The sequence below is a fragment of the Polyangium sp. 15x6 genome (assembly GCF_029960785.1).
Lineage (GTDB): Bacteria > Myxococcota_A > Polyangia > Polyangiales > Polyangiaceae > Polyangium.
The window spans coordinates 41,215-58,671 of record NZ_JASBQE010000032.1 but is presented as its reverse complement, the minus strand read 5'-3'; the positions used below and the strand labels follow the sequence as shown (position 1 = coordinate 58,671).

Annotated in this window: 18 protein-coding genes; 6 read left to right on the top strand and 12 right to left on the bottom strand. The window is 67.7% G+C overall.

Going from position 1 to position 17,457, the window contains the following annotated elements; all coding sequences use genetic code 11:
• Positions 1 to 16: 16 nt before the first annotated feature.
• The 4 genes from QHF83_RS23770 to QHF83_RS23755 form a co-directional block, all read right to left on the bottom strand.
• Positions 17 to 1,168 (bottom strand): hypothetical protein, encoded by a 1,152-nt coding sequence (locus QHF83_RS23770; RefSeq protein WP_282420203.1) that lies wholly within the window; start codon positions 1,166 to 1,168, stop codon positions 17 to 19.
• Complete coding sequence (locus QHF83_RS23765; RefSeq protein ID WP_282420248.1) at positions 1,165 to 2,892, bottom strand: hypothetical protein; 1,728 nt, start codon at positions 2,890 to 2,892, stop codon at positions 1,165 to 1,167. The genes QHF83_RS23770 and QHF83_RS23765 overlap by 4 nt, the downstream gene beginning before the upstream one ends.
• Positions 2,893 to 2,941: 49 nt before the next feature.
• Positions 2,942 to 4,786, bottom strand: coding sequence for a hypothetical protein (locus tag QHF83_RS23760; protein WP_282420202.1), 1,845 nt, complete (start codon positions 4,784 to 4,786; stop codon positions 2,942 to 2,944).
• 453 nt (positions 4,787 to 5,239) lie between these two features.
• Positions 5,240 to 5,920 carry a hemolysin III family protein gene (locus QHF83_RS23755; protein WP_282420201.1) on the bottom strand — a complete coding sequence of 227 codons (681 nt, stop codon included), beginning with the start codon at positions 5,918 to 5,920 and terminating at the stop codon, positions 5,240 to 5,242.
• 220 nt (positions 5,921 to 6,140) lie between these two features.
• Between QHF83_RS23755 and QHF83_RS23750 the strand changes: the two genes are divergently transcribed.
• The gene (locus QHF83_RS23750; RefSeq protein ID WP_282420200.1) at positions 6,141 to 6,977 is read left to right on the top strand and encodes a GNAT family N-acetyltransferase; all 837 of its coding nucleotides are present in this window, start codon (positions 6,141 to 6,143) and stop codon (positions 6,975 to 6,977) included.
• 100 nt (positions 6,978 to 7,077) lie between these two features.
• Here the strand turns inward: QHF83_RS23750 and QHF83_RS23745 are convergent, their stop codons facing one another.
• From QHF83_RS23745 to QHF83_RS23735, 3 genes are all read right to left on the bottom strand, one after another.
• Complete coding sequence (locus tag QHF83_RS23745) at positions 7,078 to 7,950, bottom strand: MYXO-CTERM sorting domain-containing protein (protein ID WP_282420199.1); 873 nt, start codon at positions 7,948 to 7,950, stop codon at positions 7,078 to 7,080.
• Positions 7,951 to 8,036: 86 nt separating this feature from the next.
• On the bottom strand, positions 8,037 to 9,299 hold the full coding sequence (locus QHF83_RS23740) for a hypothetical protein (protein WP_282420198.1): 1,263 nt from the start codon (positions 9,297 to 9,299) through the stop codon (positions 8,037 to 8,039).
• Positions 9,300 to 9,357: 58 nt separating this feature from the next.
• The gene (locus QHF83_RS23735) at positions 9,358 to 9,546 is read right to left on the bottom strand and encodes a hypothetical protein (protein ID WP_282420197.1); all 189 of its coding nucleotides are present in this window, start codon (positions 9,544 to 9,546) and stop codon (positions 9,358 to 9,360) included.
• A 234-nt stretch (positions 9,547 to 9,780) separates the two neighbouring features.
• Between QHF83_RS23735 and QHF83_RS23730 the strand changes: the two genes are divergently transcribed.
• Entirely contained in the window at positions 9,781 to 10,311 is a 531-nt protein-coding gene (locus QHF83_RS23730) for a hypothetical protein (protein WP_282420196.1), read from the top strand.
• Positions 10,312 to 10,315: 4 nt separating this feature from the next.
• Here the strand turns inward: QHF83_RS23730 and QHF83_RS23725 are convergent, their stop codons facing one another.
• Positions 10,316 to 10,699, bottom strand: coding sequence for a hypothetical protein (locus QHF83_RS23725; RefSeq protein WP_282420195.1), 384 nt, complete (start codon positions 10,697 to 10,699; stop codon positions 10,316 to 10,318).
• Between the two features lie 99 nt (positions 10,700 to 10,798).
• Between QHF83_RS23725 and QHF83_RS23720 the strand changes: the two genes are divergently transcribed.
• The 4 genes from QHF83_RS23720 (at position 10,799) to folD (ending at position 13,667) form a co-directional block, all read left to right on the top strand.
• The gene (locus QHF83_RS23720; RefSeq protein ID WP_282420194.1) at positions 10,799 to 11,284 is read left to right on the top strand and encodes a hypothetical protein; all 486 of its coding nucleotides are present in this window, start codon (positions 10,799 to 10,801) and stop codon (positions 11,282 to 11,284) included.
• 70 nt (positions 11,285 to 11,354) lie between these two features.
• Complete coding sequence (locus tag QHF83_RS23715) at positions 11,355 to 12,236, top strand: hypothetical protein (RefSeq protein WP_282420193.1); 882 nt, start codon at positions 11,355 to 11,357, stop codon at positions 12,234 to 12,236.
• An 81-nt stretch (positions 12,237 to 12,317) separates the two neighbouring features.
• On the top strand, positions 12,318 to 12,773 hold the full coding sequence (gene trxA / locus QHF83_RS23710) for a thioredoxin (protein ID WP_282420192.1): 456 nt from the start codon (positions 12,318 to 12,320) through the stop codon (positions 12,771 to 12,773).
• Between the two features lie 27 nt (positions 12,774 to 12,800).
• Positions 12,801 to 13,667, top strand: a complete 867-nt coding sequence (folD, locus tag QHF83_RS23705) for a bifunctional methylenetetrahydrofolate dehydrogenase/methenyltetrahydrofolate cyclohydrolase FolD (protein ID WP_282420191.1) — start codon at positions 12,801 to 12,803, stop codon at positions 13,665 to 13,667.
• Between the two features lie 368 nt (positions 13,668 to 14,035).
• Here the strand turns inward: folD and QHF83_RS23700 are convergent, their stop codons facing one another.
• The 4 genes from QHF83_RS23700 to lspA all read right to left on the bottom strand — a co-directional run bounded on the left by QHF83_RS23700 (position 14,036) and on the right by lspA (position 17,394).
• A complete protein-coding gene (locus tag QHF83_RS23700; RefSeq protein WP_282420190.1) occupies positions 14,036 to 14,716 on the bottom strand; it encodes an XRE family transcriptional regulator in 681 nt (226 codons plus the stop codon).
• A gap of 48 nt (positions 14,717 to 14,764) precedes the next feature.
• Positions 14,765 to 15,595: a hypothetical protein gene (locus tag QHF83_RS23695; protein ID WP_282420189.1), complete on the bottom strand. Its 831-nt coding sequence runs from the start codon at positions 15,593 to 15,595 to the stop codon at positions 14,765 to 14,767.
• 73 nt (positions 15,596 to 15,668) lie between these two features.
• Positions 15,669 to 16,697, bottom strand: coding sequence for a prolipoprotein diacylglyceryl transferase (locus tag QHF83_RS23690; protein WP_282420188.1), 1,029 nt, complete (start codon positions 16,695 to 16,697; stop codon positions 15,669 to 15,671).
• Between the two features lie 7 nt (positions 16,698 to 16,704).
• Positions 16,705 to 17,394 (bottom strand): signal peptidase II, encoded by a 690-nt coding sequence (gene lspA, locus QHF83_RS23685; protein WP_282420187.1) that lies wholly within the window; start codon positions 17,392 to 17,394, stop codon positions 16,705 to 16,707.
• Positions 17,395 to 17,457: the final 63 nt, after the last annotated feature.

The window sequence follows — 17,457 nt, the reverse complement described above, 5'->3', positions numbered from 1 at the left end:
CCTCCGCCTCCGCCCCCTACGTCCGAATCCCGAGCAGAAGCAGCGCATCCGCCCAGAGTTGCCAGAGCGTGCGATAGGGATGCGTCGCGAGGAGGATGCCTCCATTCGGGAGCCTGCGAACGTGGTAGGGGGCGTGCTGCTCGATGAAGCGGATGTGATGCCCGGTGTTCGTCTGAACTTCGAGCGTCGGCGCGCCCGCCTTGTGGGCGTCAATCAGTTCGAGCGCGAGCGGTTCAATGTTGCGCCATTCATCGTCGGGGAGCGCGGCGGCCTCGAGGGCTTCGATAAGCGTGGTAGGCGCGGTCTCCAGCACCGCGAGGACCTGCTCGCGGGTCAATTCGGCGTCCGTCGGAAGAATGGCGCGGGGCCCTTTCCTCGCGAGGTCGGGGCGTGGTGGGCGCTGGTCTCGAACGTTCCTTGCTTCTGCGTCGAGGCCCAGGTGATGGTTTCGCCGCTGCACATCGGGCGCAACGCCCACGCGGCTCCCTCGTGGGGCTGCGTCGACGCGCGCCGCGAGCGCTTCGAGCGAGAGACCCGCGGTGCAGTTGACGACGTCACCATCGTAAAGATGGATCCATGATAGCGCGATATCCCGGGCGATCTCGCGAGCGAACGCGTGGTACGTGCCGCTCAGCTCGACAGGCGCGTGCCAATCACCAGCGGAGAGCGCTCCAGTTGTTACACGTTTGCTCTCCTCGGGTGTGCAGAGGCGGAGCAAGACGTCCTCCGTGTCGGTTTGCACGAGGATGGTGTGGATTGCGGCTTCAGCGACGATGGAACGGCCTCCGGGCGGGAAGACGACATCCAGACGCTTGCCGTAAATATCGTCCTCGTCGCCGCGTCCCTCGAGAGGGCCGCAGGTCGGATACCGTTGCGTGAAGGCATCGCCATAGCAGTCGAAGTAAAACGCGGTTCGGCCGCCCGAGGGGAGCTCGACGCCGCAGACCGCAAAGACCTGGGTTCCCGAGTCGAAGTTGGCACGCGCAAGCGTGATGATCTCCTCGACGGAAATGTCCCGGCGCCACATTTCGCCCGGCCGCAACACCGAATGAATGGTCAGTTCCTTGCGGTACTTGGGATCGGCGAGTGCGGACAGGGCCGCTGTGAATGCGTCGACCCTCTCCGCCTCGCCGGACCATGCGTAAAACCAAGGCCCCGGATCACTCACAGCTCGATCACCCTGATCAAGTTGCCGTAGCCATCGAGAGTGACGCGCTTGTTGCTCTCGCCTGGCTTTACCAAATAGCCGTTCAAGTTGGCAAAGTCCCCTTTAAGCTTCGCGCGCTTCGGAATGATGATCTCGACGCGTTCCACGTCCCCTGCAAGGTTGAGGTCATCCAGTTTTCGCATCGCGTTCGACAACTGCGTGCGCGCATAGCCGACATCGATTCCGCTGTTGCTACCAGCTTTGAGCCGTTTGACTTCACTCAGCGCCAGCTTGTTGCCCTTCGTCACGGAGAGGAAGTCCGGCGCCCTCGACAGGTCATCACCCAGCCCCCGCTCAATTCCGAGCACCTCCCGCACCCCATCATCTCCGACCCCGATCATCGCCCGCCCCTCATCCTTCATCAAGTACAGCCCCGCCCTACCCTCGAACTCGTTCGCGATCGGCCCGACTGCCCCCTTCATTGCCCCGTTGAGGGTCTTGTACCGCATCCTCCGGCTCCCCTGCAACGCCTCGAGGAACTCATCGCTGTACCCGAGCACCCCCGCCGCGACAATCTTCGCCCCCGGCTTCACGCCGACCGCCTTGATCCCCGCCCAGGCCTTCGTGATCTTCCCGAACCCGAACCCCACTCCCGAGAAAATCCGCTCCTCCGTGGACAGATCCTTCCCCCCGGGCAAACACAGGAGCTTCCCCGTCACCGCCTCGCAGAGGTCGAGCGCTGGCCCCGCATACGGCACGAACCCGATCGCAATGCGCGACGACGCATGCACCAGCGTCTGCATCACCTCCGCATAGGCCCCAAAGTGGTCTCCAGCGACCGAGATCGCCGCCCCGAACGCCCGCACCGTCTCGAAGAACTGCGAATGCTCCGGCCCGAGCGCGATCGCCTCCAGGACGTTGAGGCTCTCCTTCATCTGATCCGCCATCTCGGCGAAAGCATTCTTCAAGACGCCATCCACCTGCGCGCGGACATCCGCGGGGACCGGCGAATCGAGGAACCAATCCGACGCATCCATGTACTGCCGCACGTAGTTCGTGACCTTGATCTGCGCCTGCAAGAACGCACTCGTCTCCGCCTGGGAAACACTCACCCGCGCAGCCAGCGCCTTCTCGATCGCCGCCGTATTCGACCGCCACGCCCGCACGTTGGTGACGAAGTCCCCGCGCAGGATCACCTTCCCGCCCTGCACGTCCTGCGAAAGCGCTTCGATCACGGCATCCGCATACGCCGCATAAGGATCCTTCCCCGGCTCGAACGCCCCCGCCGCGCCCGACACGTCGGGCACCTCGACCCACGGCACCTCCGACGACGTCAGCGAATACTCGAATGGATCATCCGGCGAAAACCCCGCCGCCCGCGCCTCCCCCGTTACGAGATCCGCCACCGCGTCCGCCTGCGCACCGAAATGGTCGAGCAAGCTCGCGAGCTCGTCCTTCAAATCCTGCACGCTCTTCTTCAAATCCGCGAGGAGCTGCTTCAGCGCTTCCCGCGTGGCCTCGTCGACCACGTCACCATACCGCTCCAAGATCGCGTCGAGGTCCACCTCGCTGATCTCGTCGAGCGGCCGGGACACGAGATCATGCAGCTCCGTATCGAGCTGCTGGAGCAGATCGAGCCGCTCGGCGAGGTTCGCGGCCTTCGACGCGTTCTCGATGAGCCATTTCCTCTCCGCCGCGATCTCGACCTCCAGATTCGCGATGTCCCGCGCGAGCGGCGGATTCATCTCCGAAAGCGAGAGCCCGACCTGCGTGCTGCCACTGTACGCCGTCCCGTCACGCCGGACGTTGAAGAGCGGCTTTGTGATCCCGAGCGGGATCGAGACGAGCGTCACGAAGTTCTGCGCGTGAACGCAGGTATCGTTGCCCGTGGCGTTCTGGATGCCGAACGCGAATTCGTTCGTGCCCATGCGCAGCAGAACCGAGTCGAACGGAGCTTCCGCCACGTTGCTCTTCAGGCCGTTCGGGATCGAAACGTATGCGCCCGGAACCTCGAAGGTCGCGAGCGGCATCCGGTTCGCGTGGAAATATGCACCGCCGGGGACGTTGAGCCGGGCATCCTCGCAAGAATTGCTCTCCTGGAGCATCTCCCAGTGCACGCTGTACGGCGTCCCTGCCCGCGCATGCGCAGGCACGAGAAGCGCGAACACCACGATCCAGCAAACAAGCAAGCGATTCATGTCCCCTCCGCGCCGCGCACGCGGCATCATGCAAAACGGCAGCCCCTTTCACATCGCCCGCGGCGAGCTTCGCCGCCGCAGCGTCGAGCAGCATGCCGCCCACCCCTTGCGCCTTCATCGTCGAAAGCCCCGTCTGGATGAGCCCCGGCAATGTCGTCGCGCGATACATCGCCGCCGTCTTGAAATGCGGTCGCATCGCCGCGCAGCCGGCCTCGCGCCACGACGCCGAAGGTAACTCGCAGAGCGGGCGCATCTGCAAGAAGGCCGTGACCTCGTCGTATCGCTTCGCGAGGTACGGGATCGAGAGCTTCACGCCCAGGGGCGGCGCCTCCTCGAACGCGAGCACCTGCGCCTCCGCGCTCTCGTGAAACGTCGCCTCCGCCTTCGCGATCTTCGCCTCCGCGACCGTGTCCCGCACGGCTTGGCTCTCGCCCAGCAATTGCAGCGCCTGCCTGCGCATCGCGATCCCGAAAAGGAGCGCCATGGCTGCCCGATCGCTTCGGCGAATGCGCCGCTCGATGTACCCGAGCATCGCGTGGATCGAGCGCTGCGCCTCGGAGGTCATGTCCGGATTCGCCGCGCCATGCGTGGTCATGAAGTCCGCATGCGGAGCAAGCGCCTCCTGCGATGTGACCTCGAATTGGATGATCTCCGCCGAGAGCTTCATCGCCCGCAGCAGCATCTCTTGCGGCCCTGCGCTCGCGTCGTGGGCCGCTTCGAGGATCGTTGCCTCGATCGCGTTGAGCTCGGTCACGGTCGCCATCGACGCCTTCGCCGCGAGCTTCGTATACGTAGCCATCTCCGCAGCCGCCTCGGTCTTCCGATACGCCGCGAAGTCCGCCGCGAGCTCCGCATAGGCCATCGAGAGCGGCCCGACATCGAGCGTCACCTGGTCGAGGACCCCCTGCACGGCGCCCATGGAGAGCTTGTCCGCGGCAATCTCCGCGACGAGTGGGTCCTTCTCGGCTGCGCCCTTCGACGTGAGGGCCTCCTTGAACCTCCCCACCGCGTCGATCGGCTCTTGCACGAGGATTTCATGTTGCCACCTCCGGGCCGACACGAGCCTCTCCCGCACCCGGCCCGCCATGCTCGCCTTGTAGGACTCGGCGCATCGCTCGTCCTCACGCACATATCGGAGCGTTTCGTCCATCTCCCCGAGCCAGCGCTCCATGTCGCCAGGGCTCGTCACGAGCGCGTCGAGCATCATCCCCTCCGGCCGCTCGGCCCACATCTCGATGGGCCTCGATCCCCGCGCCGCCGCCTGGCTCCACGCGCTCGCGGGCCCTTCGCCCGACGAGACGCAAGACGCGCCTCCCTCCACCGGCGCCGCGCAAATACGGCCCTGCCCTTCGTCCTCCCCGAACGACCACAAACATCCAGGCAACACGACGCCCGGCGCCGCGACGACGAGCGCCGCGACGAGAAGATCCCCTCGCCTCATCTGGAAACCCCTCCTGCGATGAGCTCGGGCCTATCTATCCGGAGGACGAACGGGTCGGGCAAGACAAAACACGAGGCGCGCGGACGTTGTCTGTCAGGGCGCGGCCGCCGAACGCCTCCATCCCCCGCCGCCGCCCCCGTTCCGGCCCCGCAAACCGCCTCCGCTCCCCGCCGCCGCCCCGTTCCCCGCCGCAAAACGTGCCCGTCGGCCGCTCGCGCCCCCGCTCCCCCGTCCAGAACCGCTTCGTCGACGCCCCGTGTCCCCCTTCCGCCGCTGCAAAACTCGATCGTCGGCGACCGACGCCCCTATTCCGCGATCGCAAAACGACCCCGTCGGCCGCCCCCGCTCCTCACTCCCGGCGCAGAACCGGGCCGCGTTCGGGAGACCGATCCGTTCCACCGTCCACGAAGGCCCCGTGCGTCCCACCGCCGCGCGCCTCTTGCTGCGGGGCGCCTACGCCCCTCGAACGATCTTCACGACGGCCGCGAAATGCATCGCGGCGGCGACGACGGTGCAGGCGTGGAAGACCTCGTGGTAGCCGAAGACGCCGACCACGGGGTTCGGGCGCCTCGATGCGTAGGCCAGGGCGCCGACGGTGTAGACGACGCCCCCGCCGAAGAGCAGGAAGAGCTGCGTGGAATCGAGCGCGCGCCCCACGGCGCTCAGAAAAGGCACGATGCACCAGCCGGCGGCGACGGCCAGGGCAGCGGTGACCCATTTCGGTGATCCCGACCAGAAAATCGACTTGATGATGCCGACGGCTGCACACGTCCACGCCAGCGCGCAGAGCCTCGTCCCGTCTCCGGAGCCCAGGGCGATCAGGGCGACGGGCGTGTACGTGCCCGCAATGAGTACGAAGATGGCCGCGTGGTCGAGGCGACGCATTCGCAGGCGTGCCCTCGGCCCCCAGTTGATTCGGTGGTACGTTGCGCTGACCGAGAAGAGGGTGAGCAGGCTGAGGCTGTAGACCGCGGCGGCCACCGAACGGCGGATCTCGGCGGTGATGCATACGAGCGCCACGCCCGCGACGAACGCGACCACCGCGGCCCACTGGTGGATGACGCCGCGGAGCCGGGGCTTCTCGGAGTGCGGTTCGAAGCCGTTTGCAGGCTGTGCAAGCAAGTCGTCGTTCATGCGGGGGTCCTCTCAGGGGCAGCGACTGCGCGTTACCTGCGGTAGCGTAGATACGCTCGGGTAGGCAGGAGGTCAAACGGCCAGGCGATGTCGTACCGATCGTGCGCGTGGATGGGCCTCCGTCACCTTCCCAAGCGTCCGACGAGCATCCGAAAGCGGTCGGGTTGATGGCTCGGGACGTGCGGTACTCCGTCGTGTCCGCTAGGATGCTCGAACGTTCATGCTCTTCGCCAGCACCAACCTTGCTGCCCGCATCGAGGAGGCCGAATGCGGCCTCCTTGCCGACAGCGTCGACGTGGCTCTGCGCCGGCACCCCGAAACGCGCCCCTTTGCGATCCCGCTGGCGGGCGGCATCGCGACGTTCAGCGCTCCGAACTCTCCGCTCAACAAGGTCGCGGGCCTTGGCTTCGCCGGCCCGCTCGACGAGGCCGCCCTCGTAGCGGTCGAGCAGGCCTTCGCGGAGCGTGGGTCGCCGGTGCAGGTGGAGATCGCGAACCTCGCGGATCCCTCGATTGCCCGCGAGCTCACCCTGCGCGGCTACGTGCTTCAGGGATTCGAAAACGTGCTCGGCCGGAGTTTACCGGCCTCGCCCGAAGCGCCGCGGGCGCCTGTCGTCGACGTCCAGCCGAGCCCCCTCTCGGAGCTCTCCGCGTGGACCGACGTGGTGGTGACGGGCTTCGCGAGCCCTGACACCCAGGGCGTAGCCTCCCACGAGTCCTTCCCGCGCGAGCTGCTCGAGAACGTCATGCTCGACATGGCGTCGGCCAGCGGGTTCTCCCGCTACCTGGCACGGCGCGACGGCGTGGTCGCGGGCGCCGCCAGCCTGCGGCTCGCAAAGGGCGTGGCCCAGCTCTGCGGCGCGGCGACTTTGCCCGAGCATCGGCGGCGCGGGGTGCAGAGCGCGCTCCTCGCTGCGCGGCTCGAGATCGCCGCCAAGGCCGGATGCGACGTGGCCGTCGTGACCACGCAACCGGGATCCAAATCGCAGGAAAACGTGCAGCGACAGGGATTCGAGCTCCTCTACACGCGCGCCGTCCTCGTGCGGAGTCCGAAGTGAATGGGCACGGTCGGTCGGCGTGTCGCCGTCCGTGGCACGAATACGAATAGAGGATGGGGCGGCGCAAGCGCACACGTGCCGCCCCTATGTGGTTGTCGCCTTACGCCCTTGGCCGTCGTCGCAGAAGGAGCAACGCTGCGAGCACCAGCCACCCCGCGTGGCCCGTGGGCGAGCCGCTCGTGCCGCAGCCGCCGGCCGGGGGTTCTCCGCCTTCGTCGCCGGCTCCGCCGTCCCCCCCACCGCTGCCTCCGCCACCATTCCCCAGGCACACGCCCGCCTGGCAAGTCCCCAGGCTGCAAGGCGTCCCGTCGGGCTTGGGTGCGCTCCCGCAGCCCATTTTCGGGTCGCACGCGCTGGCTTCGTGGCATTCGTCGGGCGCCACGCAGATCAGGGGACTCCCGGTGCACAGGCCGCTCTGGCAAGCATCCGCCTGCGTACAGACATTGTCGTCGTCGCACGTGGTGCCGTCCGGCGCCGCTCCGTCGGCCGGGCAGGCGCCGACGTCGCCGGAGCAGACCTCGGGCGCGTCGCAAGTGCCCGTGGCCGCGCGGCATTCGGTTCCAGCCGAAAGCAGGGTGCATTGGCCGAGGGCGCCGGGGACGTTGCAGGCCTGGCAATCGTCGGTCGCCCCGTCGCCGCACGCACTGTCACAGCAATAGCCGTCGACGCAGAACCCCGTCGGACAATGGTCCGCCGAGGCACACGCGGAAGGCGCGGGGCCCGTGTAGAGCAAGGTATCCACGCCCACCCCTGAACCGCCGCCCGCCACGAGCACGCGGCCGTCTTGTAAGAGCGTGGCCGTTTGTCGGTATCGCGGGACGGACATGGAGACCGTGCCCATGAAATCATCGAGGTGGAGGCTGTAGAGCTCAGCGGTCGCCAAAGCCGCGTTCGAGGCTCCCGCGCCGCCCACGAAGAGGATGTATCCCGTCGGCAGGAGCGTCGCCGTGTGTTGTGCCCGTGCGGCCAGCATGGGTTTGAGGGTCGACCCTTTGCTGGTCGTCCGGTCGAAAACCTCGGCGGTCTTGAGCGGGACGGTGCCGGTGCCATATCCCCGGGCTAGTGAAGCACCTCCGGCGCCGCCACGAACAGCACCCCGAATCCGATCAGGAGCACGCCGCTCACGAGCTTCAATCCCTTCGCGGCACACGCGCTGAAGTTCACCCGGTGCAGCGTGAGCCCGACGACGAGCACCACGGCGGCGAGTGGCACGACATACGCCAGGTTGTACAGCGCCAAGAGGCCGTACCGCTCCGCAAGGGTGAGCTCCGTTTGCAGGCTCAGGATGCGCGTGAAGACCGCCGGGAGCCCCAGGGTGCACCCGAGCTCGACGAGGTTGACGACGAAGGCGAGCACCGCGACGCCCGCGAGCGCGGCGGGCAGGGTCGCGGCGCTCGCCACGCCCCGCATGCGGCGAAAGAGGCCCGGCTTGGCCTTTTTCGGGATCATCAGCGAGACGCCCTTCTTGAACCACGCCAGCTCTTTCAGGTTGACGAGCCCCATCACCACCAGCGCCACCCCGAGCAGGACGGTGATCCCCCGCGCGAGGCCGGTGAGCGCGAAGAGGTTGAGCCACGCCGTCATGAATACGAAATAGACGACGCCCGACATCACCACGAAGGTCCCCCCGAAGAGGAAGACGCGCCTGCGGGAGCGGACGTGGAGCAGAATGCCCAGCATGGCGACGAGCACGTACATCGCGCACGGGTTGATGCCGTCCACGAGCCCCACGATCAGCGCGAGCGCCGTGAGCGAATGAGCGCCGGGCTCGATCTTGCCGATCCACGGGAGATCGATGCTCGCGACATCCTCCGCGGCCGACGCCGGTTTCCCCGCGGCCGCGTCGCGGATCATCGCCCGGATCTGCTCCTCGGTGACGCCTTCGCGGAATCCCATCACATGACGGTCCCTGAGCACGAAGAGCGGAATGCCCGGCGCCGAGAGACCGAGGCGCTTCACCTCTGCGAGAAATCGCTCACGACCCGCGGCGTCCCTGCGGATCTCCACGAGCTCGACCACGAGCCCGCCGCCTCGCTCCAGGGAGCGGACGAAGGGCATTGCGCTCTCGCAATGGGGACAGCCGACGCCCCAGTAAACCACGAGCCGGGGGAGCTCGATTTTCTGCTCGCCCGGTGATGGGGCCGCTCCCCCCGCCACGCCCGCGTCCCCTCCGGTCGGCCCACAATCGCCCGTGCCGAGGGGGGCACATACGCCGTCGCCGGCCGGCGGAGCTTGCGCGGCAGCGGGGCGCGGCGCCGTGAGCAGCCGCGCGCACGTCAGGGCGAACCACAGGACGGCGTGAAGAGCACGTGATCCGCGCATTCGCGCGGCCCGCCTTTCGTGATCGGCTCGCCCGGCGCGCGCTCGGCGAAGGAGCGCGTCAGAACCCCGAAGCTTTCCGGGGCTGCTGCTCGGGCGCCCCCTCGACGCCGAGGTTGTGCATTTCCTTGCCGCAGCAGATGTCCGCGTGGGTCTTCGGATCGCGCTCCGGGCAGGAACAGGCTTTCGTATACACGATCTCCGCTCCGCAATCCTCGCAGCGAAGTCGCTCGCCGACTTGATGGGGCACGGGGAACCTCCTCTGTGGCAGTGCATCACGTCCGCACGGTGAACGCGCGCGCCCCGGAGGTCACTGCAACGGCCATGCCCCCTGGGTCTCGTCCGTGACGATCCGCGCGTTTTCTGCCGCAAAACGCCCTGGTCGGCTGCTCCCCTCGCCTCTTCGTCGACGCGCTTGCCCGGGTTGCGACGCGGCGCGGCGGGAGTACAGATTCCCTCGTCACGCGTCACGTCGGAGGGGGGCATGGCGTACCGGATGGAGGACCTGATCCGCGGGTCCATGCGTGGTGGGCTCATTTTCGGGTATGTCCCCGCGTCGCCGGAGCATGCGTCTCCAGCGATGTACAAGTCGGCCCTCATCGCCGAGCTCGACCGCATGAGGGCTGCGGGGCTCGCGGCCGAGGCGTGCGTTTCGAGCGAGCTCGAGGAGCTCGACGAGGCGCGCCTCTCGCTTGGCATCACGCTCTGCGGCCTCGTCCCGGATCGCGTCGGGCCCCAGGACCTCGAGCGGATCCTGCGCTGCGTGAAGAGCGACGACCGTCCCTTCTTCTCGAAGCGCTTCCGCGCTGATCCCGCAAAACACCGGAAAAAGCCGCCCTCGCTCGCTCCGCAACAACGGTCGAGCCTGTTCGAGCTCTTCACCGAGGTGCACCAGGATTTCGTCCTGTTCATCTCGCACGAGCCACGCGTGGCCGACATCTTGCGGCTCTCCGCGCATGCGAGCTCACCGCTATTCGATTACCGACACCACTACCGGATCATCGATCTGCCCTGAGCATTCAGCGGATCATGCACATCTCGTCCGCGGCGATGCAGGTGCCGGGCTGCGCTCCGCTCCCGCCGCAACAGTTGCCGGTCAAACAATCGTCATAGGTGAGGCAGCCGGAGCCCTTGGGGCACTTGAACCCGAGCATGCCGCAGGTCGGTCCGCCGCAATCGACGCCGGTCTCGTCCCCGTTGGCAAGACCGTCCATGCAATCGGGCGTCACGCCGCCGCCGGTGCCGCTCGTGCTTCCGCCGCCGCCGGTGCCGCCGCCGCCTCCGCTTCCGCTTCCGCTCGCGCTTCCGCCTCCGCCTCCGCTACCGGTGTCATCTCCGTCCGCCGTGCATGCGGCCGCGGTGACGAGGAGCGCTGCGAGGCCCCACCCGAACGCCTTGCCCATTTCCAAACCTCTCCAGTACCGATCGCCGCGGACGGAAGCGCGCCGAGCAGCCTATCACGGGGCTCTATGCGCGGGCCGTTTCCATGAGAGAATCGGGCGATGGATGAAACGTTCCGCCTGCACGTCCGCGCCATCGCGGCGGAAGGCAAGGGCGAGCCTCTCGGAGGGCGCACCTTCCTCCCGCTCGTGACGCTCGACTCGGGCGCGCGTGTGGGCATCGACGGCGAAGGGACGTTCGTGCTCGCGAGCGCCGAAGGCGACACGATCACTCCGTACAGCACGGAAGATGCGCATGTTTTCCACGAGGTGCTGGAGTGGAAACGCGACGCCTTCGATGACAAGCTCGAAGAAGCCGGACGCGCGCTGGGGTTGCCGGAGCACTCGGCTTCCTTCGCCTTCCCCGCGTTCGGCATCGTCCGCGCCGTGCTCGCGAAGAACATGCACTACACGACCCGTCTGGCGCTCGGGTGGCTCCTGCCGTCCGAGCTCCGCCAGATGCAGGACGACATCCGCCGCGTGGCCGAGGACAGACAGTTGCCCACGACCCTGCGGGATTTCGCGCGCCGACTCTTGGTATCGTCCTGACGAACTTTTCGTTCCGGGAAGAGCCCGACCGCGCTACACAGGTTCAGCGTTCGTGAAGGAAAGGAACCCCATGCCCGAGCCGTCTACGCCCCCGCCTTCGGGCCTGATCAGCGAGCAGGACGTCGAGCAGGAAATCCAGCGCTTGTTCCTCGCCCAGGCCGGATCGGGCCTCGTCATCCGCGTCTACGGCGAGGAGGGCGGGACGGCCGAGAACCTCGAAGCCTTCCGCGAGATGCTCACGTCGCTCCGCATGTACGACTACGGCTCCGCCGCCGGCGACGTACTCGTGGATGCGCCGAACCGTCAGATCCTGGCGCGCGCTCTCTCCGTCCTCGCTCGCGAGCAACACCAGAAGCGCATCCTCGATCACGTCCTCACGACGTTCGGTCGGCACCTCATCGATCCTCTCGCCCTGATCCTCGACACGACACCCGAAGGCACGCTCATCTCGCGCCTCAGCGTGCTCCGGGACGTGTTCCTCGCGCAGATCGCAGAGCTCAAGCTGACGCAGGAGTCGCAGAGCATGCTCTCCGAGGACCTCCGTAAGCTCCTGACGGACGAGTACCTGTCGATGGTCGCCGAGCACGAGGAGCGGGTGCAAAGGCCGCGCGTGCGGCGCCTGGCGCAGCAAAGTTTGCGCCTGGTCGGCTCGACGTTCCACAAGGCGCTCCGCGGCTGGCCCGAGCACGCCGAGCGCATCGCCTCGATGGTCGCGCGCCGCATCCACGGCAAGGTGCAGCTCCGCGAGGTGCCCACGCTGATCCGCGATCAGATTTGCAACGCGATCGAGGAGTTTTTGTGGGTCGAGACGGCGAACGAGATCGAGGGCGCGCTGACCTCGCTGTTCTCCGAGCACCGCGGCGTGATGAGCGAGCCGCTCCGCGAGCTCGATCGATCGCTCTACCAAGAGTTCGCCCAAGCCTGCTGGGAGATCATCGCGGAGTACTGTTAGACATCGGCACGGCCTTCGCATGGCGCGGGGCAACGAGCGTGTTGTCGGTGCGCGCCCGCCCGCTCGACGTCGAGGTATCCCGTGATCCGCACTTGTCCGTCTTGCCAGACGAAGAATCGAATCCCCCCGGAGCGTCTGAGCGACACCGGTCGCTGCGGCGCCTGCAAATCCCCTCTCCCGCCGCTCGCCGAGGCCCTGGAGGTCGATGCCCGGGAGTTCGGGGACATCGTCCGCACCGCGAAGGTGCCCGTCCTCGTGGATTTCTGGGCCCCCTGGTGCGGTCCCTGCCGGATGGCGACCCCCGAGGTCGCCCGCGCCGCCGCCCACCGAGCCGGCAAGGCGATCGTGCTGAAGGTGAACACGGACGAGCATCCTGAGCTCGCCAGTCGCTACGGTGTCCGTGGCATCCCGCATTTCGTGGTGCTGCGCGGCGGCGAGCCGGTCGTGTCGCAAGCCGGGCTCGTCCGGGCCGCGCAGCTCATCGACTGGATCGACCGCGCAGCCGGGACCCATCCCCGGCGCGCGCACGTGGCCTAGCCCAGATTTCTGCCTAGACTCCGCCGCATGAGTGGAGCCCTCCTCGACGGGAAAGCCCTGGCGCAAAAGGTGCGTGACGAGGTGCGCGCAGACGTCGCGCGCTTCGTCGAAAAGCACGGTCGTCCGCCCGGCCTCGACGTGATCCTCGTGGGTGAAGACCCGGCAAGCGTGGTCTACACGCGCAACAAGGAAAAAGCCTCGAACGAGGTGGGGATGCGCGGAAGGCTGCATCGGCTGCCCGCCGAGACGAGCGAGGCCGAGCTGCTCGATCGAATCGCAGCGCTGAACGCAGACGAGTCCGTCGACGGCATCCTCGTGCAGCTCCCGCTGCCGAAGCACATCCGCGAGGATCGCGTGATCGACGCCGTGTCGCCAGCCAAGGACGTGGACGGCTTCCACCCGATCAACGCAGGGCACCTGGCCACGGGCAAGGCCGCGCTGGTGCCATGCACGCCGACAGGCTGCATGAGGCTGATCGCGGAGTCGGGTCGTTCGCTCGAAGGAGCACGCGCCGTGGTCGTGGGGCGGAGCAACATCGTGGGCAAACCGATGGCGATGCTGCTGCTCGGGGCAAACGCAACGGTGACGATGGCGCACTCACGCACGAAGGATCTGCCCGCCGTATGCCGCGAGGCCGACGTGCTGGTCGTCGCCGTGGGGCGCGCGCGGATGGTAAAACGCGACTGGATCAAGGAAGGCGCCGTCGTGATCGACGTGGGCATGAACCGCGACGAAGCCGGCAAGCTCTGCGGCGACGTGGACACGGACGGCGCCCGAGAACGCGCCTCGTTCATCACACCCGTGCCAGGCGGCGTCGGGCCGATGACCATCGCGTGTCTGTTGCAGAACACGGCGCGCGCAGCATGGGCGCGGAAGGCGGCAGCAGCAGGCTGAGGGCATGGCCGCCGGGGTTTCACCCCGGACCCCGAGCAGGGGGCTGTCCGCCCCCTGCACCCCGGACCAGGCACGGCCTGGACCGAAGGCCGAGAAACCGCGCGATGCGCGGTTTCTCGGACGGGCCCGGGGCAAGACCACGAGCGGCGTTGCCTGCTGAGACAGCAGCGTTGCCCCCTCGTCGAGCGGACACGTCAACGCTGCGGTTTTGGCTGGCAACATCGTCGCCGGTCTTGCCACGGCCTGTTCGATGAACTGCGCGAAGCGCAGTTCATCGACCCCGGGTCCAGCGCTTGCGCTGGTCCGGGTCCAGGGGTGGACAACCCCTGGTCGGGTCCGGGGTGAAACCCCGGCGATCAGCCTGCCAGCTAGAGCCGCTGCGCGTAGGTCATGACGAGGTACATGATCGTCTCGACCGCGTCTGGGTTTCGGTACACGTGCGGCACGTCGGCTTCGAAGACGATGGCGTCGCCTGTCCCGAGCATTCGTTTTTCTGCGCCGATCGTCATCTCGCAGCGGCCTGCGTTGACCACGAGGTTCTCGACCGTCCCGGGCGGGTGCGGATCTGCGCGTTCTTCGGCGTGGGGGGCGAGGCGTAGCTCGTAGAACTCCACGCTGCGTGGCCGGTCCATCGGGAAGAGCGCGCGCGACTGGAACGTGCCGTCGATGCTGCGCAGCACGCGGGCGCGTGCGGCGGGCAGGACCATCGCGCCGGGGCCGGATTCGGGGTTGATGAGCGCGGAGAACGGCACGTCGAGGGCGCGCGCGATCTTCCAGAGCACGCTGATCGTCGGCGTGCTCTGACCGAGCTCGATTTGCCCGAGCATGGCGCGGCTCACGCCCGAGGCGCGGGCGAGCTTCTCCAGGGAGAGCCCGCGCTCCGTGCGCAGACGCTTGAGATTGCCGCTGACCACGGGCGCGATGTCGGCTGCGGTCTCGCCTGGCGGCGGGGCTGCGCCCTCTTCGGGCGCCTCCTCGGCCGGCCTTGCGGGCGCCTCGTCGGGGATGACGTCTTCCGCTGGCCGCGCCTTGCCCTTCGTCGCTTTCATCTGGGGCGCGTACTTTCGAGGATGGCCCTGATCCCGTCAAGGACAGGTCTACAACGTGAACGCCGCGACCGTCGCTGCGCCCGCCTGGATCGGCAGCTGGATCATGAAGCCCTGCTGGGCTGCGTCCGTCAGCGTGAACGTGCGTTGCTCGGCTGTCTGGGGCGCATCGACGTCGAAGGCGAGGATCACGCCTGCCGTGCCTGTGAGGTTCGTCTGGTTCGAGTAGAGCCCGACACCCGTGTCGTAGGCGATTTCTGCGCCCGGCAGCGGCGTCGTGAGCGTCACTCCGGAGAGCGGTTGACCGTTGCGTGAGACCTTGATGATGAGGTGCGCGCGCGTCGTGTCGATGACGAGCGGCGCGGGCAAGGTCGAGGCGATCGACGAAAGCACGTTCCGATCGACGACGGGCAAGGTCACGGGGCCCGAGGAGGGCACGCGCACGGCCGAGTGCGTGGACAGGATGCCCGTGGCCCCGATGGTCTCATCGCGCACGAAGATCCAGGGCGTCCCGCTGATCACGGAGGGCAAGCTGAAGCTCGTGACCATGTCGCCGTAGGGCGCTTCGAGCGGCATGCCCGTGCTCGACGTGGCGAAGATCGTCGCGGCGCCGGCGTAGGGGCCGATCTGCGCGAAGCTCGGCTCGTTCAGCACGCCCACGTTGCCGGTCACGTCGCTCGAGAGCGCCCCGCCCTCGCCTCCCTGCCCGCCTCCGCCGCCGCTCGCGGTGGAACCGCCGCTCGGGTTCACACAGCCCGGACCGGTGCACGGAGGCCGCGGGTCGAGATCGGTCTCCGCGGACCCACACGCCGCCGCGACGAACACGAGGCTCCCGAACACGAAGGCACGAAGGAGAGGCGAAAGCGAAGAGGACATCGTCATGCCGCAAGGATAAGCGCTTCCCGCGTGCGGCAAAATGCCTCGCGGGGGACGCGCATCGATCCTGCGCGGACGGTCAGCTTGCCGTTGCGGTTTTTGCGCTCGGGGATGCCGGGGGCGTGGCCGAGGAGCTGCGGGTGCGGAGCTTGTGGAGGGCGAAGGCGAGGCCGCAGATCGCGAGGCCGATGAGCTGGGAGGTGGAGAGGCCGAGGAGGCCACCACGATCGTCGGCGCGGAGGAACTCGAGCAGGAAACGGCCGATGGCGTAGAGCGCGAGGAAGGCGACGAAGACCTGGCCGTCGTAGCGCTTCCTGCCGTGCACGTAGAGCAGGCAGAAGGCCGCGATCGCGAACGAGACGGCCGACTCGTAGATCTGCGTGGGGTGCACGGGGTGCGAGACGTGGTTCATGCCGGGCAGCTCGTGGAGCTTCCACTGCGCCTCGCTCGCGGGGCTGTTCGCGGGGAACGCGAGCCCAAGCGGCCCGTCCGTGCGCACGCCGAAGCAGCAACCCGCGAGCAGGCACCCCATGCGCCCGAACCCGAGCCCGAGCGGCACGGCGAAACCGGCCATGTCCGCCGCTTTCCAGAAGGGAAACCGATCACGCCTGAGCAGGTAGACCGCCATCAGTGACGAGCCGATGAACCCGCCGTAATACGCGAGCCCGCCCTGCCAGAACTTCGCCCACGCGAAGCAATCCTGCGCCGGCGGATGGCAGACCCCGCGCGCCGCGTCCCAGACGCCGCGCGCGACCCGTTCTTCCTGGCCGAACGGGTACCAGCCGAAGAGGTTGAACCCCGAGCCGCGCGGGACGAGCTGCCCGCACTGGGCCTCGTTGTAGGGCCAGTCGACCTTCGTGGGGTCGATGCAGAGGTTCACGTAGTCCCAGAAGTAGCCGTCCGCGACGACGTGGAGCAGGCGCCCGCCGACGACGCCCATGAGCAGACACGCGAGCCCGAGATCGACGATGACATCGGGGTCCTGCCCGATTCGCCGCGCCCACATGGATCCGAGCGCCGTGGCGAACAGGAAGCCCGTGAGGAGCAGCCCGAAATAGGCCGGGAACCCGATGTCGAGGTAGAAGACGCGGAAGAGCTCGGGTCGCATGGCTCCTTCAGGAAGAGGCTTCTTCGGCCTTCTTCGGCGGCGCGCTCTTCTTGCGCGACGTGAACATGTCGACGCCCATCAGGATCACGCCGGCCACGATCGCGATGTCGGCGATGTTGTAGGTCGGCCAGTGGTACTCGCGCATCGGGCCCGAGATCTTCTCGACGAGCTTGTCGAGGCCGGTGCCGTTGCCGATGTACATGTCGATGAAGTCGATCACGTGCCCGTAGCGGATGCGATCGACGAGGTTGCCGAGCGCGCCGCCGAGCACGAGCGGCAGGCCCCACCGGAGCGCCGTCTGGTTCGGGGCGAGCTTGCGGTAGAGCGAGACGATGAAGGCGATCGCCACGATCGACACGAGCACGAAGAACGGCCGGCGCACGTTCTCACTCTCGTTCTGGAGCAGGCCCCAGGCGCCGCCGCGGTTGTGCGCGAGCGCGAGCGAGAGGTAGCCCTTGATCAGGTCGACGCGGGCGAACGGCTTGTCGAGGTTCTGGACCGCCCACCACTTGCTGCCGAGATCGAGCGCCAGCGTGATGATCGCGACCACGGCGAGGAAGACGTACGAGGCGCGGTACGGCGGCGCGGCCTTCGCGGCCTCGCTCGCCCCGGCCTCGGGGGCCTCCGCGCTCGGCTCGTTCGACCCCTCGCCCGCTGCGCCGGCGGCCTCTTGCTCCTCGGATTTCTCTTCCGTCATGATCTTCGCGATGGTGCGCCCGGCGGGCGCGCCAAATCTTTCCGTAGCGTGTTCGGCGGTACC

Coding starts and splice junctions, on each gene's coding strand:
- QHF83_RS23765 (WP_282420248.1), bottom strand. CDS start 2,892: ATGAATCCGCCGCTCGCGCGGGACATCGCGAATCTGGAGGTCGAGATC.
- QHF83_RS23760 (WP_282420202.1), bottom strand. CDS start 4,786: ATGAGGCGAGGGGATCTTCTCGTCGCGGCGCTCGTCGTCGCGGCGCCG.
- QHF83_RS23755 (WP_282420201.1), bottom strand. CDS start 5,920: ATGAACGACGACTTGCTTGCACAGCCTGCAAACGGCTTCGAACCGCAC.
- QHF83_RS23750 (WP_282420200.1), top strand. CDS start 6,141: ATGCTCTTCGCCAGCACCAACCTTGCTGCCCGCATCGAGGAGGCCGAA.
- QHF83_RS23745 (WP_282420199.1), bottom strand. CDS start 7,950: ATGCTGGCCGCACGGGCACAACACACGGCGACGCTCCTGCCGACGGGA.
- QHF83_RS23740 (WP_282420198.1), bottom strand. CDS start 9,299: ATGCGCGGATCACGTGCTCTTCACGCCGTCCTGTGGTTCGCCCTGACG.
- QHF83_RS23730 (WP_282420196.1), top strand. CDS start 9,781: ATGGCGTACCGGATGGAGGACCTGATCCGCGGGTCCATGCGTGGTGGG.
- QHF83_RS23725 (WP_282420195.1), bottom strand. CDS start 10,699: ATGGGCAAGGCGTTCGGGTGGGGCCTCGCAGCGCTCCTCGTCACCGCG.
- QHF83_RS23720 (WP_282420194.1), top strand. CDS start 10,799: ATGGATGAAACGTTCCGCCTGCACGTCCGCGCCATCGCGGCGGAAGGC.
- QHF83_RS23715 (WP_282420193.1), top strand. CDS start 11,355: ATGCCCGAGCCGTCTACGCCCCCGCCTTCGGGCCTGATCAGCGAGCAG.
- folD (WP_282420191.1), top strand. CDS start 12,801: ATGAGTGGAGCCCTCCTCGACGGGAAAGCCCTGGCGCAAAAGGTGCGT.
- QHF83_RS23700 (WP_282420190.1), bottom strand. CDS start 14,716: ATGAAAGCGACGAAGGGCAAGGCGCGGCCAGCGGAAGACGTCATCCCC.
- QHF83_RS23695 (WP_282420189.1), bottom strand. CDS start 15,595: ATGACGATGTCCTCTTCGCTTTCGCCTCTCCTTCGTGCCTTCGTGTTC.
- QHF83_RS23690 (WP_282420188.1), bottom strand. CDS start 16,697: ATGCGACCCGAGCTCTTCCGCGTCTTCTACCTCGACATCGGGTTCCCG.
- lspA (WP_282420187.1), bottom strand. CDS start 17,394: ATGACGGAAGAGAAATCCGAGGAGCAAGAGGCCGCCGGCGCAGCGGGC.